Origin of the sequence: Schlesneria sp. (assembly GCF_036405755.1) — a bacterium.
Taxonomy (GTDB): domain Bacteria; phylum Planctomycetota; class Planctomycetia; order Planctomycetales; family Planctomycetaceae; genus Schlesneria; species Schlesneria sphaerica.
The window spans coordinates 1-14,898 of record NZ_DASWWZ010000740.1 but is presented as its reverse complement, the minus strand read 5'-3'; the positions used below and the strand labels follow the sequence as shown (position 1 = coordinate 14,898).

9 protein-coding genes are annotated in these 14,898 nt (G+C 54.8%); 3 read left to right on the top strand and 6 right to left on the bottom strand.

Features of this window, described 5'->3' with window-relative positions:
* Positions 1–27 precede the first annotated feature (27 nt).
* Positions 28–1,386 (bottom strand): hypothetical protein, encoded by a 1,359-nt coding sequence (locus VGE80_RS24405; RefSeq protein ID WP_373653024.1) that lies wholly within the window; start codon positions 1,384–1,386, stop codon positions 28–30.
* A 381-nt stretch (positions 1,387–1,767) separates the two neighbouring features.
* On the opposite strand from VGE80_RS24405, the gene VGE80_RS24400 reads away from it, so the two are divergent.
* Together VGE80_RS24400 and VGE80_RS24395 are read left to right on the top strand one after the other, a co-directional pair.
* Positions 1,768–3,570, top strand: coding sequence for an ABC-F family ATP-binding cassette domain-containing protein (locus VGE80_RS24400; protein ID WP_397569256.1), 1,803 nt, complete (start codon positions 1,768–1,770; stop codon positions 3,568–3,570).
* Between the two features lie 189 nt (positions 3,571–3,759).
* Positions 3,760–6,048, top strand: coding sequence for a ThuA domain-containing protein (locus VGE80_RS24395; protein WP_440594463.1), 2,289 nt, complete (start codon positions 3,760–3,762; stop codon positions 6,046–6,048).
* Positions 6,049–6,182: 134 nt separating this feature from the next.
* On the opposite strand, the gene VGE80_RS24390 is transcribed toward VGE80_RS24395, so the two are convergent.
* Complete coding sequence (locus VGE80_RS24390; protein WP_440594462.1) at positions 6,183–7,490, bottom strand: sulfatase family protein; 1,308 nt, start codon at positions 7,488–7,490, stop codon at positions 6,183–6,185.
* Positions 7,491–7,573: 83 nt separating this feature from the next.
* Between VGE80_RS24390 and VGE80_RS24385 the strand changes: the two genes are divergently transcribed.
* The gene (locus tag VGE80_RS24385; RefSeq protein WP_440594461.1) at positions 7,574–9,643 is read left to right on the top strand and encodes an ABC transporter ATP-binding protein; all 2,070 of its coding nucleotides are present in this window, start codon (positions 7,574–7,576) and stop codon (positions 9,641–9,643) included.
* Positions 9,644–12,506: 2,863 nt separating this feature from the next.
* Here the strand turns inward: VGE80_RS24385 and VGE80_RS24380 are convergent.
* The 4 genes from VGE80_RS24380 to VGE80_RS24365 form a co-directional block, all read right to left on the bottom strand.
* Positions 12,507–12,746, bottom strand: a complete 240-nt coding sequence (locus VGE80_RS24380; protein WP_440594460.1) for a hypothetical protein — start codon at positions 12,744–12,746, stop codon at positions 12,507–12,509.
* Positions 12,747–12,830: 84 nt separating this feature from the next.
* Positions 12,831–13,490: a hypothetical protein gene (locus tag VGE80_RS24375; protein WP_440594459.1), complete on the bottom strand. Its 660-nt coding sequence runs from the start codon at positions 13,488–13,490 to the stop codon at positions 12,831–12,833.
* A gap of 541 nt (positions 13,491–14,031) precedes the next feature.
* Positions 14,032–14,157 (bottom strand): hypothetical protein, encoded by a 126-nt coding sequence (locus VGE80_RS24370; protein ID WP_440594458.1) that lies wholly within the window; start codon positions 14,155–14,157, stop codon positions 14,032–14,034.
* A gap of 73 nt (positions 14,158–14,230) precedes the next feature.
* Positions 14,231–14,898 (bottom strand): hypothetical protein (locus tag VGE80_RS24365; RefSeq protein ID WP_440594457.1); only part of this gene is annotated, 668 nt, incomplete at its 5' end.

Sequence of the window (14,898 nt, the reverse complement as noted above, 5' to 3'; positions counted from 1 at the left end):
ATCGCGAATCACCGGGTTGACTTGAGCCTATTTTGCTCCACCTGGTTTCGGTGACTGATCGACCAGTTCCAGTGAACGCTCAATCAGAATTTCACCCGTCATTTCTCCCAGCGAAGTCCGACTGATGTAATCGTAGCGCGGAAAACTGTGGAAATCGACCTTCGTCAGGATGTAGCCGAAAGCGTCATTCGTCAATCCGAAGAGCAGGTTATGCTCACCCCGCATCTTCCGTTTCAGGTAGAAGCCGATATTGGGAAGTGCCTCGCCGGGAATCGTCAGAACTTGAGCATTTCCGATATTGATGAGGTTGATCTGTGTGGTAATGCTGTGATCCGGATTGTGCGGATACTTGAGAGGTGACGTGATGATGATGGCCCACATCAGATCCGAATCAACCGGGAAGGTGACGTCGATCGCACGGCAAGTGAGGTCCGGGGCGGCCTGAACAGGAGCTTCTGCGACGATCCGGAGTGCTTCATCGGCCATCGTGTGCCCGATTCGGACACACTCATTCCAGGTTCGGTCATCATGCCAGTATCCACGTTGAGGATCCTTCGGACGGCTCAGATCTCGATTGTCGGCCGTAATCATCCCTCCCTGAGCTCCATTCATGAAGATCCCCGTCCCTCCCGTCTGCTCTTCAATGCGATCGCACAGAGGGCCGATCAGATCAGGGCTGAGCACCCCGATGCCAGAGCCCAGTACCTCGGGGTGGATGGCATAATTGACCAGCGTGACAATCGGCTTCCCGTTTTCGTCCACGGCCTGAATTACGCTCATGCGACGGTCGTATAAGTCAGGAGCATAGTAGTTATAGGCGATCTTCCCCTGGGCTTCGTCCGTGGCAATTTTCAGCCGCGCAGGCTTCAAATCATCAAGCGCTTCATTAATCGCTTCCGCCGCTTTGACGCAGACCAGGTCCATGTACTTCAAGTCGCCTGTGAATCCTCCACGTCCGTCGGCAAAACCGTAGCAGTCGGGTGCACTATGGGTATGCGTCGAACCAATCAGAATGTTCTTCGGGTCGATCCGCGGAACCTTCGCCCGGACACGATGACCGAGAACAGACGGAAACCCCAACAGGTCCAGACTGACTACGGCAACCGCTGTTTCGCCATTCTGAAAGACCACGGCTCGTGCCTTCAGGTCCCCCTGCTTCTCCCGAGCCGGTTTCGTCGGTCCGACTCCGCCCGAGACAGGTAGCAGCGGATCGGGAGTGATCACACGAGTTCCCGTGCCAACTTTGAATTCACCCGCCGTCGCTGCGGTCTGGCAGATCGACAAGACCAGAATCAGAATCAGCCGGAACGATCCGGCCGTCGTGCGGGTTCTCGAAATTTCCTGGCAGCCCGTCGCCCGATCAGCGGTCTTCAAAACGTTCAGCATGGTGTATTCCGCGAAGGATGATGCAGAAGGTGAGAAATGACGCAAAAGTCTACTCTGTTGCGTTCGCCGTCGCACCCGGACGTGCGCGGAGATTTGCTTGAGTCGCTTTTCCCCGCCCGTAACCGCACCGACGTGCAGGGACGTCGACCCGCGAAGGCGCCACGAACGATCCATTCGCTCCGAAGCTTCTGTTGTCGAGGGACTTGGAAGAAATTCATTGTCTCTGGAACGCGTGTGTCTCACCCACTTGTCAGGCGTTTTCCGGTTACGGCGGATTTCCTGCAAGGATTCCCCCGTTCCCTCTCCCGCGGTTCCAGATTTCGCTAAGATTCCGCTCGACCGAATCGCCGACGTTTTGTTGTATCGAAGGATCTGTTCTCGATGGCCGTGTTGTTGCAGATTAAGAAAGCTACGAAGAGTTATGGCAATCAAGTATTGCTTGATGAGGCAGAAGCAACGCTTTCTGAAGATGTGAAGTATGGATTTATTGGCCGAAACGGCGCCGGGAAGAGTACTCTGCTCAGAATCCTGCTTGGTGAGGAGGAACTGGATACCGGCGAAGTGACCCGCCATCCCAAGCTGAGAATCGGCTACCTCCGTCAGCACGATCCCTTTCTGCCCGGTGAGACGGCTCAAGAGTTTCTGATGCGGGACAGTGGCCAGCCCGACTGGAAATGCGGCGAGGTTGCCGGCCAGTTCGAACTCAAAGGGGCCTACCTTGAGGGGCCGATCTCGAAACTGTCGGGGGGATGGCAGACGCGAGTGAAACTCGCCGCCCTGCTCTTGCACGAACCGAATCTGCTGCTGCTGGACGAACCAACCAACTTCCTCGACCTGCGAACCCAGATTCTGCTGGAACACTTTCTGCGCGGATATCGCGAGGGATGTCTGATCGTCTCGCACGATCGTGCATTCCTGGGGGCGACATGCACCCACACCCTCGACCTGAGCCGCGGCAAATTGACCATGTTCCCCGGCAAGGTCGATGCCTTTCTGGAATACCAGCGTGATCAGAGGGAAATTCTGGAACGATCCAACGCGGCCGTGTTGTCCAAGCGAAAACACCTGGAAGAGTTCATCGCCAAGAACAAGGCGCGAGCCAGTACTGCTAACCAGGCCCGTTCCAAGACTAAGCAGCTCGAACGACTCGAACTGGCAGACATCGCCACGGATGATCCGACCGCACGAATTCGTGCCCCACAGGTGGAACCGCGACAGGGACCTGCCCTCCGCGCCCTGAATCTGTCGATCGGTTATCCCGAGAGAACCATCTCCAGTGGAATTGAAGTCGAAATTGACCACGGTTCCCGCGCTGCGATTGTGGGGGACAACGGTCAGGGAAAAACGACGTTCCTGAGAACAATCGTCGATTCGCTGAAGCCGATTGAAGGGGAAGTTCGTTGGGGGTATGGCTGCCAGATCGGTGTCTATGCTCAGCATGTCTACACGAGTCTTTCTGAAAAACAGACGGTGCTCGAGTACCTGGAATCCAACGCCGCCAAAGGGACCAAGTCGCAGGAAATCCTCGGCGTTGCAGGAGCCCTCCTCTTCCGTGACGATCATGTCCAGAAGAAAATCGGCGTTCTGTCCGGGGGCGAACGGGCTCGTCTGTGTCTCGCCGGACTGCTCCTTAGCCAATACAACATCCTCGTCCTCGACGAACCGGGTAACCACCTGGACGTTGATACGGTCGAAGCACTGGCCGATGCACTCGTGGCGTATAAGGGAACGGTGATCTTCACCAGCCACGATCGCCACTTTATGAAACGGGTGGCGACGAACATCATCGAAGTGCGCGACGGTCGTGTGACAAACTATGCGGGGAACTATGATGCGTACCTGTATTATGTGAATAAGGAAATTGACGACGGCGAACGTGAAGAAGCGGCTCGTCGTACAAAGCTCCCTCCCGGCGTTGCCAAACCGAACGACGTAGCGAAACCAGCCGCGAAAGAGGCTCGGAGAAACGAACGGGAAGTTCGCAAAGAACTTTCCACAATCGAAAAAACCATCGCCCGTCTGGACGATCAGAAAAAGGCTTCCAGTGCCAAACTGATGGAGACGACCGACGCAAAGGAGTCTTTGAGGCTGCATAACGAAGTCGAAGCGCTGGCGAAAGAACTGGCCGAAGCGGAAGATCGCTGGTGCCAGTTGCAGGAAGAACTCGGTGAAGATGCGTGGTAAACCGACGCACTCCACGAAGCCTTTGCGGGGGAATCGCTCGCTTTGAGATTCCCCCCTGTGGCCGCTGTGAAGTACGCCGTTGCACGACAGAATTACGATCGTCGGATAGATCAGAGATTCCCTCCCCTGAAGAGTTGAGCAGCCTGGTAACCAGAGAGCGTCATTACCCCACTGTGTCGGAGACTTTCGATGGTCTTTCGTTGGCTTGTGGTGTGTCTGCTGATCATTCTGCCCTTGGTCAGTTCCGCAGATGATTCCGATCATCCAATCTGGGATGCACGGATCGCTCCGCAACCCTTCGAAAAATCCCCCTTTCACCAGATCAGGATCCCTGACTGGATCCAGAAAACAGTCGGCTGTGGCTACACGCTGTCGGTCATGGATGCTGCCGCGCGGACGGAAGCCGTCAGGCATGGTGTCACGATCAGCGAGATGGGGTTCGTCGATCCTTTCTACGCCTATTACGACAGCAAACTGCTGAAGCGTCGCAGCCCCCATGTCCCGACCGAGCGGTTGAATCAGGAAATCGCGGAATACAAGCGTCTGGGTGTTCGGATCCTGGGCGTCTACCCCCCTTGCCTGCAGGCGGAGGTCTACGAAGAGCATCCCGACTGGCGCCGTATCGCCACCAACACCACAGCCATTCCTCAAATCGACATGGAAAAATTCTCCCATGGCGGGATGCTCTGTCTGCTGGGCCCCTACGGCGACTTCATGATCGAGATCCTCGCAGAAATCGTCACCCGATTCCCGGATGTTGATGCCTTTAGTTTTGATGGTCTGCACTATGGGGGTGTCTGCTACTGCGAACATTGCCGGACGAACTTTCGAAATGAGACTCAATCAGAAATCCCTGATGCAGACCTCAACAACCCGGCCTTTCGCCGTTATCAGCATTGGGCTGATCGCCGGATGGAAAACCTCGTGCAACGGATGCAGGTTCGACTGAAGGGACTCAAGCCCGATCTCGGTCTGGTGACCTGGACCACCAACGCGGGACGCTGGGGACACTTCCTTTCGATCCCCCGCAATATGCCCGCACGGATGAACCTGCTGCTGGATGCCCCGGATCAGGAGTTCTGGCTCGACGAAACCAATCGAGGAACCACGATCGTTCCCGCCTTTGCAAACGCCTATATCTGGGCGACGACCAATCATCGAGTTGCCTTTAGCGAACCTTATCTCCTCAGTCACGGCAATCCCTATGGAAAAGACTCGTTCCCACCCCACGAGATTGAGCGGCGGATGATGCTGGCGCTGACCTATGGAGCTTCACCCAGCATCGCCGTGATTCAACCAAAGCATCTGCAACAGGAACTTTATGCGGTGATGGATGAGGTCCAGCGACGTAAACCCTGGCTCACCCAAAAGCAGCCCGAGCCCTGGGGGGCGATGGTCATGTCCGACAATACGCGCAATTTCTATGGCCGATCGGCAGTCAAGGTCGAAGAACGCTACATGGCGAATGTGCTTGGTCAGTTCCGTGCCGCACAGGAGGAACACCTGCCTGTGACCGTCATCAACGATTGGAACCTGAATCCAACGGATTTGTCCCGTTATCGTGTGCTGATCCTCCCTAACTGTGCCAGTCTTGACGAGACGCAGACAGCCGCGATCGACGAGTTTGTCCGAGAGGGAGGAGGTCTCGTTGCGAGTCTCGATACGTCTCTGTTCGATGAATACGGCGATCCCCGTAGTCGATTCTCGCTTGCGGAGGTTCTGGGGGTGGAGTACCTCGGGTTGCTCGAAGCAGGGCCTGCTCCCGCCACCGCCGAGCTGGATGTGAATTTTGCCATTTCAATCGGTCCTGATTACTGGGAAAAACGAAAAAGTGTGTTTGATTTCCGGCAGGAGACGGATTCCTTTCTGAATCAGGGGAAGATGAAGACCTATGTCGGTCCCGATCCGGTGACCTTCAAAGGTCCCGCGGTCAAAGTCAAAGTGCACGATCCTGCGGCTCGAGTGATCGCAACCATTACTGACAAATCGGCAGCCGGTTCGCCCTCACTTCCCGCCGTCGTCACGCGGACTCACGGAAAAGGCCGGGTTGTCTACTTCGCGGCGGGACTCGATGCCGGCTATTACCTGTATGCTTATCCTTATCAACGTCTCGCCTTAGCCCATGCAATCCAGTGGGCCGCCTCCGCTCCTCAACCCGTGACGATTAAAGCACCGATGTGCGTCCATTCCACGGTCATGCGGCAACAGGATGAAAATCGGACTCGACTGATCGTGCATCTTTACAGTGATCTCAACACCACAGCGGCACATGCCTTTCCCAATGACGATGTGCCGCTGCGGGAAGAAGTGGTTCCCATTCACGACATCAAAGTGACGTTATCACCTCAGTACCAGGTCCGCCGAATCCACCTGGAACCGGATGGACTTGATCTCAAACCCGAAAAAACGCCTGAAGGAGTAACCGTCACCGTTCCCCGGCTGGATGTTCATACCATGGTCGTCGTGGAACTGGACTGACTCACTCTCGGTCCGTTCGATCATGAGATCTTGAGGTCGTAGAAGTGTTGAGAATCAGGTCGATTCATCCGGTTCCGTCCGTAACTTCCCATACGCCCGCTCTGTCGCACTGATCGCGATCGGGACGCACGTGCTCAGCGATTCGTCTTCACGACATCTTTCTTTGGATTCCATCGTTCGTTCAAAAGAGTGGTCAATTGCTCGACCCGCTCCGGAAACCTGGCGGCCTCGTTCCGCTTTTCATGAGGATCCTCCGTTACGTGATACAGTTCGGGGGCCGCATCCGGTTGAGTGGGAACAATCAGCTTCCATTCAGCCTGTCGAATCCAGCGGTGTGTCACGCTCAGTCCCGGTTTGCCCAACTCGACACAGTCGTGCAGGTAAATCTCGCCGTAGACGTCGCTCCGATTGATGGGCTGACCTTCACGAATCAGCGGCAGCAGGTTCAGTCCGGGCATTGAGTCGGCAGGCCAGGCGTTGCAGGCGGCCAGAATCGTCGGGGCAAGATCGATGGTTGAGACCAGTTCCGTTCGGCGACCGGGGGTAATCCAGCCGGGCCGCCGGAAGATGATGGGAGTCCGCACGCCATCTTCATAGGGCGTATTCTTACTTCGTGTCAGAAACTGGTCCCCCTGTCTGACGGGACCGTTCGTCTGCAGCCAGCCATTATCGACCACATAGACGATGAGTGTATTTTCCTTATATCCATGCTCATCCAGCCAGTTCACCAGTTGGCCGCAGGTCTCATCAAACCACTCGCACATTGCCCAGTACTTCGCCTTTCTCAGATCCCGATCAGGCGACAGGTATTTATCCAGGATGCGCTGCGGCGGATTGTGCGGCTCATGAGGCAGCATCGGTGCGTACCAGACGAAAAACGGCTTCTCGCCACATGCTGTGATGAAGTCATAAATCGGCTGCATGGTCTGTCTGCCGATCACCAGGCCGTCGTCGCCATGTCGCCCTTTGGTCGTCATTCCCTGAGTGAACCCGCCGTTCGAGAAATGCCCCTCCCAGAACTTCCCCGTTTGCAGGCTCTCATACCCCTGATCTTTCAATCGCCGTGGAATCGTCGCGGCCTTGCCGAGGAACGGCAACATCTCGCTGCGGTCAATCCCCTGCGGTGGATCGTTACAGCAGATCTTGTGCTGGCTGGCGTACAGGCCCGTCAGCAACGTCGCCAGACTGGCGCGACACAGGGATGTCGGCACGTATCCGTTGGGAAATAACGCTCCTTCTTCTGCAAGCCGATCGATATGCGGGGTCTTGACGACCTCATGTCCCATAAACCCATAGTCGGTCCAGCCCATGTCGTCACCGATCAGCATGACCACATTTGGCGGGCGTTCCGCCGCATGGGCGATGTTTGTCGCAACAAACCAGACACAAGCGACAGCACCCGCGACAATCCAGGATGCGAATCGGTTTCGGACTAAACTCATGGGCAGCACCTCTGACAGAGCGTATCGGACAGAAATCTCTCGCGGGCGACTCGACCTGATCATCTTTCAGTTTACAATCCAGTATGCAAAATCACTCGACGGAATCTACGACGCCCGTTGTCTCAGATCGGACCACCGCTTCCACGAACGAAGCGAAATCGCTCGGAGGAAGCCGATCCCGCTTTGAGCTTTACCGGCGACAGGTCAAAGACAAAGAATTGCCCAGCGGAGGAATTCATTCCTCCGGTCATGAGCGAAGTGCAAAAGACCGCGTCCGCTCAGCTCCGCAACTCGTCTGGGAGTTTTTCAAACTCCTCAAACCGTTCCGGTGGCAACTCATCTGGATCCTGGTTTCCGTGACGATTGCGACACTCATCGGCTTGCTCCCCCCTGCCGGGACAAAATTCATCATCGACTACGGCCTCACCGGCAGACGGCTGCCCGACTGGGTGCTGCAGCGGGTTCCCTCACTGGAAAATCCTCGCCGGTTGCTGTTACTGACCGTCGTGGCCGTTGCCGCTGTCTCGTTGATGAAGATCGCCGTGCATGTCTGGGGGCGCTGGTACGCCACCAAAATCTCGAAGCAGATCCAGCTCAACCTGCGACGACAGGTCTTCGAGCATGCGATTCGTCTCCCCCTGCATCGCATTCAGGAAATTCGGTCAGGTGGAGTCGCCTCGATCCTGCGGGAAGATGGAGGGAGTGTCGGGGAACTCGTTTTCGGGATGTTGTTTAATCCCTGGCGAGCCATCATCCAGTTGGCAGGTAGTCTGTTCATTCTTGCCTGGGTTGACTGGACTTTGCTGTTGGGGGCCTTTGTTCTGCTTCCCACGGTCTATTTCACACACCGGGCCTGGATCAACAGTATCCGCCCGCAGTTTCGCGTGATTCGCAAACAGCGTGAGCAGATCGATGCTGGCGCCACCGAAGCGTTTGCCGGAATGAGGATCGTTCGCGCCTTCAGCCGGCAGAAGCGGGAAGCCGCCCGCTTCACCACGGAAAACAATCTGATGGCCCGGCAGGAACTGTATGCGTGGTGGTGGATGCGGTTCATTGAAATGGTCTGGGAAACACTGATCCCGATCTCCAGCGCGGGTCTGCTGTTCTACGGTGGCTGGCGAGTTCTCGATGGACACATGACCGTCGGTGACCTGATGATGTTTCTGGTCTACCTACTGATGCTGCTCGAGCCACTCGCCACACTCGCCCAAAGCGCTACACAATTTCAGAATAGCCTCAGCGGACTCGATCGCGTTCTCGACCTGCTGCAGGAGCCGCGCGAGATGCCCGCGTCGTCCCATTCTGTAAAAGCGGACCGCCAGCAGATTGCTGGCGAGGTCGAGTTCAAGGACGTCTCATTCACATACCCCGGTACGGAAGCCCCTGCACTGAGTGATGTCAATCTGCGGGTTCGTGCGGGACAGACCGTGGCCTTGGTCGGCCCGAGCGGTGCGGGCAAGACAACTCTCAGTAATCTGGTCGCCCGCTTCTATGATCCGACTTCGGGACAGGTCACACTCGATGGACGGGACCTGCGTGACTACGACGTCGAATCGTTTCGGTCGCTGCTCGGCGTCGTTGAACAGGACGTCTTCCTGTTCGACGGAACCATCAGCCAGAACATTTCGTACGCGCGACGCGATGCGACCCCTCAGGAAATTCGTGCCGCGGCCGAAGCCGCAAACGCCGCAGAATTTATTGACCGACAGCATGACGGCCTGCAGACCGTGATCGGCGAACGAGGCGTTCGCCTCAGCGGCGGACAACGCCAGCGTCTGGCCATCGCTCGTGCCATTCTGGCGGACCCCCGGCTGCTGATTCTGGACGAAGCGACCAGCAATCTCGATACCGAGAGCGAACGCCTGATTCAGGAAAGTCTGGCCAAACTAATGCAAGGCCGCACCAGCTTCGTCATCGCTCACCGCCTCAGCACGATTTCCAGCGCGGATCTGATCGTCGTCATGGAAAACGGCCGGATCAGTCAGACGGGGAGCCACGCGGAACTGATGAGTCAGGGGGGAAAATATCGCGCGATGGTGGAGCAGCAGATCCACATGACGCTCGGCACAATCTCGTCGGACTCACCCCGAGCGGTGTCGGCAGTCTCTCATCATGAAGTTGTCAAAGAACATTCCGCGCACCGACGGCCGTGAGGGGCCTAAACCTCCCAGTCCCCCACCGCAGCTGCATTTGACCACGCAGAGGGGAAATGAAATGCACGTTGCACGTGCGTGAGCATCTTGAGCATCTAATCACGAAACCCCTGTTTTTCAGGGGCTTGGATTAGATGCTCAAGGTTGGGCAACTTGAGCACCTTGAGCATCTAATCGGGAGCCCAAAAGTGGTCCGGCATTTCCCCGAACGAAGGTCTGCGTACCGTCATTCCACGCATGCTTCGGCATTTCTGGTCCCCCCTTCTCGTCACACAACAAAGATCAGTCCCATTCGGCCAAACCAGCGCGCCTCGCTCGTCACCGAATCTTCATGCCCGTCATCCGGACGAAACCGGATCAGGCATTGCAGGCAGCACCAATCTCGCCCTCCCTGCCAAGGCCGTGCGATATTTATGTTACATGGTCTATAAAAAACGTCAAGAGGTGTTGTCGCGGTGTGAGTCGTGGCGAGAGCAAAAACTGGCAGCTTTCCAGATGAGGGCGTACGCAATCAAAGGGCAACAACCGGATTACAGGCGGGGTGGCGGGTGACGGGGTGGCCCAGACGTCGCTTTAGACGTCTGGGTTGCCATGCAACAAGAGGGATCGAAGCTGAGCGCCTAACACAGGTCGCGTCTCGCCTCTAATGAACCTGCGGGGTGGCAGGAAAGCGTCGTTCGGAGCGAGGTTGCGGACTTCATCTGATGATGCCGTAGGTGCTCGCGCCTTTTGTCGCACGAGAACGTCACGACGTGAAACTGCTCCCCAGTGTCGTAAACGCGTCTTTCAACCACGGTAGACAGAAAGAAACTGCGTGATGTGATCCAAAAAAGGGAACACTCACGGTATCACATCATGTCGCTTCGCGACCCAGCCGCCCTGAACAGGAGGTCGGGCTCCCTGCGGAGGACTCAATCTCGACCCACAATAATCCCGGATAGACAGAAATATTCGAAGCATTGCCTACGCTCGAATCAACTACAATCTCATCGATGTTGCTTCACTGCTATTATTTTGGTTGCTTTGCAATCCGAGTGCCAACAACAGTCGACCGATTAACTCAAATTGTGATTACAATGTCAATTAGAACATAACTCAGATATCATCCGATGAGATTCGCCCTAGAGAATCTCGACATCGTGGTGACCCCTCATTAAAGAGAGAGATTTAAATATGGTGAATAATGAGAAGCGCTGGCGTTCTGGAGTGCTTCTGGCTGTGTTGCTACAGTCGCTCACAAACATTGGATGCTATAATTCTAGTTCGTTTTCCGGGCATTTTTCAGTGCTGAATTCCTCGGACACTACCATTGTAGTTACAGCATGGGAAGGTTTCGATGTTGCACAACCTTTACATGGGACGTTCGCGCCAGGCTCGCAGAAGAATGCGATTTATGGATGGCAAGACAAAATCCCAAAGACTGTAGTGGTTAAATGGGTTGACGAAGGCGACGAAGCACTCAAGAGACAGGAGATCGACCTAACGGACGTCGTTCCCGCCAGTGTAAAAGGGTCAACGCAGTTTGAGCTTAGTAAGGATGGCAAGTGGAGTGCGTCATTCGTGAAAACTGTCGAAGTGAATTACAGATAGAATGAAGGACAACGCTGGGTGGCCCGACCGACTTTTCGGGGGAGGTTGGGTGCCGTTTGAACTTCCTGTGCTCTGGCTTATCAACAGGCTCTTCGACGTCCGAGCAGGTTTGGGTGACCCTCATCCGTTCGTGCCGACGTGGACGTCGGCGGTCCCGGGATCGCCGACGTCCACGTCGGCTTCCTCTGATCTCCACCTCATGTGAGAACTCAATACAGGTTACGGGGTGCCATTCCGCGCGGGGTGGCCCGACCGCATGTTGAGGGCGGTTGGGTGCCGGAGGCACAAGATGCAATACCGTTGGCTGGCCATTGCACATTCGTGCTCAACATCATCCGCTTCCAAACCAGACGGTTACCGAATCGGTCAACCAAAAGCTTTCTGTTCAAAGTGCCAGCGAGCCGAACTCCACCGCCAGTCCCTGGCTGGTTCCACCAACCCGGGCCGAACGGGATTCATGTGCATGGAGCCCCGTTTTTCTTTCACCTTGGCCCGCGACCCAATGTCGAATCGTAGTCGCGTGCCTGCCAGATGGGTTCGGTGGAGTCAATCACCCTGCGCCACTGATACCCAAACAGCACAGAAGACTGTCGCATTCGTCACCTCGATGAGTATGTATCTTGCATTACCTCGCCAGTTGCTTCAATTAGGGCCCTGGTCAGTTACAATCTCTCCCCGTCCTGTTTTGAATTTTGTTGTGTTCCCTTTTGTCCCTCATGGTGAGGAGGCTTCAAGGCTTCAGTCAACTCCCCTTACGTATTTTGCTGTTCCGGGCATTCTTTTCTTTTAATCTCTGTGAATCCCAACAAATGAGCCACGTGAGGCAGGCCGCAACGGAGAATAGAATGCAGATATGAAAGAGAATGTACTGAACCGCGTCGTTACGTGACAGGAGTACCGAGAATTCGTCGCTTTGCAGAATAACGCCAAGAATAATAAGTAAAACAGTATATAATACACCAGCGGCGGTCTGGGGCGAGATGTTTTTCCTTAGAATCAAGGCGATGACGACGCCAGCTATCACAGAAGCGAGGAATATTGCAGCAACATTATGGTTGTTCATGACATTGTAGTCAGGAGGTGCTGCAAGCGTTGTATGTGATTTAAGTATGCTATACATCTCAATTGTACCCTTCACGTATTTTATGTATAGGAGGCGATGCCATTTCATAGAATCCCGATTTAAGTTCCCATAACCTCGCTGGGTGGCCCGACCGCCTGTTGAGGGCGGTCGGGTGCCGGAGGCACAAGATGCAATCTCGACGGCCGGCCATTACAGATCCGTGGTCAATTCATCATCCGCTTCCAAACCAGGCGGCCACCGAATCGATAAACCAACAGATTTCTTTTCAAGGTACCAGTGATCCGAACTCCACGGCCAGTCCCTGGCTCGTTCCACCAACCCGGCCCGAGCGGGATTCCTGTGCATGTTGTCCCGTTTTTCTTCCATCTTGGCCCGCGACCCAATGTGGAATCCGTAGTCGCGTGCCTGCCAGGTGGTTCGGTAAATCAATCGACACTTGGCGGATTGCAGATCAGAGCTTGCAACTGTCCCAAGCGAATCCTCATAAACGGCGCAGCTGAAAACATGCTCCTTTCAGCATTTATCTATGCGTCTGGGAATTGGTGGTTGACGAGCGTCTTTCAAAAGGCGGCATTGTTCCGAATGCCGAACTTCGTCAAGAACTTCCTTCACGTTCCCCCTCTGAAGAGCCTCTTGAATTGCGTTTACGGCCCGAAATCGTTCTTCGAAATAATCGGGCAAGTCCTTTCCGTTGTGCGTAAGTCGTCTGAATATATCCAGAAACTTTTGTGCCGAAGCAAATCTGCCTAAGTAGGCATTTAGTGCAACAAGTGTGTGCGCATCCGGAATTGTCTCAATAGCAGACTTTTCAGAAAAGTGACAAACTTCGATCGCGTTCAGTGGAGAAGCAATTGAAGGGACAAACTGTTCCCGCATCGCTTTACAAACTCTTTCAAATTTCGAATCGTGATCACGGGGAAACACTTCTCTCAATGGATAGTCAAGAAAGCTGAACAGCATACCTGAATGTTTCGCGACCAAAACAGATACCGCCGTGGCAGGTCTGTAAGCTCCACCTGACAGCCTCTCGAACCAAACTTGCTGTGCAACCGGCCCCGAGATTCTTAAGAAGCCTTCCCCTCCCACTTCGGTCCATCCTTCGAAGAATCGTCTATACGCTTGAAGATACGGACGCAGCTCTTTTTTTGTCATTGTTCTTAAATTGATCGCCATTATGGTCTCACCTCTATAACGCGAAGTGTAGATGCAGGCAGGTGCTTGCGCCTCTTGTCGCGCGAGAACGTCACGAAGTGGATCTGCTTCTCAGTGTCGTCAACGCGTCTTTCAACCATGGTGAACAGAGGGAATCTGCATGCGGTGCTCCCAAAAAAGGGAACACTCAGGGTATCACATCATGTCGCTCCGCGACCCAACCGCCCGTGAACAGGCGGTCGGGCCACCCTGCGATACTGAGAGAAGAAACCAAGCAGAAGCAAGGGTTGTCGCTATTGTTAGCATCGCCAATGGAACGACGATGATTCTAAGCACTTGATCCGGCTCGGTATCTACGGCAAGCGTGATTCCGCAGAAATCTGTGTACCAATCAAACCCCTCTCGGCAAAGGGGTTCTTCTTTCGCGCCGCCAATACTCTGAGGCCAGATCACACCGAATGGGACTTCCATCGGTTCAGACGGACTGATAATCGAAAACCCCGCTCCGTCAGAGTTTGACATCAGAGCACAAACAGCCCACGGCGACTGAACTACGCAAACATCAAAGTGATAGTAGCTGCGGATCCATGCCGTCGCAGATGCGCATGCCAGCAGCAGCGTCACGCATCCGACTTTCCATCGCCATCCCCTGAAGACTTTTCGTATCATTGTCCCATTCATGGTTCATGTGGCCTTACTCGTTGTCAGAGCGTTCTGAAGAAACCGGGGGTCGGGCCACCCCGTGGTAATTAGCGTAATCTTTATGTGTTAAATGCATAAACTCTGAGCAGATTGGCGCCGCGCAGCGAGTATCGATACTGATTCCGTGTCATCAGGCTGATGCCAACGAGACCTCCATTGCTCCAGATAGGGCGCCCGTATGCATAGTTCCCCAGCTCTTCACTATACTCAAGGGAGAGATCACGGTCTCTCAGCACCATTAACCTGTGACGGACATTCAAGCATCCATGTTCCATGTCTCCACAATCGTGTTGGTGAGTGGGATCCGGGTGCAGGTCGCGAGCGACGAAGATCAGCATTCCCTTGATAAGCCGCACCGACCAATCGTCAGCAAAGCCCGCGATCGTCATTCTGCGTTCTTGCAGAGTCGCTTGAATGCGATTCAATCTGAGTTCAGTATGTTTTAGAATTGATGCATCGAATATCAATTCAGCTGTTAGCGTTCCATAGTACTGGAAACCACAGCACTGTCTGATTCGCCATGGCTGACCGTCGATTCGTGCCTGCAGATCTGAGTTTGTCTTGAGCAATGTATCAACACCATTCTCGCTAGGTACATGGTCACCAATCTCGATTTTGCATCGCCGATTTACCCGACCCGTCCGCGGATCAAGAAGGGCACCATCCTGTGTCAAGACACACCCCTGATACTCGCACAATGGAAAGTCACCTTCATTGTTGACTGGCA

Coding starts and splice junctions, on each gene's coding strand:
- VGE80_RS24405 (WP_373653024.1), bottom strand. CDS start 1,386: ATGCTGAACGTTTTGAAGACCGCTGATCGGGCGACGGGCTGCCAGGAA.
- VGE80_RS24400 (WP_397569256.1), top strand. CDS start 1,768: ATGGCCGTGTTGTTGCAGATTAAGAAAGCTACGAAGAGTTATGGCAAT.
- VGE80_RS24395 (WP_440594463.1), top strand. CDS start 3,760: ATGGTCTTTCGTTGGCTTGTGGTGTGTCTGCTGATCATTCTGCCCTTG.
- VGE80_RS24390 (WP_440594462.1), bottom strand. CDS start 7,490: ATGAGTTTAGTCCGAAACCGATTCGCATCCTGGATTGTCGCGGGTGCT.
- VGE80_RS24385 (WP_440594461.1), top strand. CDS start 7,574: ATGCAAAATCACTCGACGGAATCTACGACGCCCGTTGTCTCAGATCGG.
- VGE80_RS24375 (WP_440594459.1), bottom strand. CDS start 13,490: ATGGCGATCAATTTAAGAACAATGACAAAAAAAGAGCTGCGTCCGTAT.
- VGE80_RS24370 (WP_440594458.1), bottom strand. CDS start 14,157: ATGAACCATGAATGGGACAATGATACGAAAAGTCTTCAGGGGATGGCG.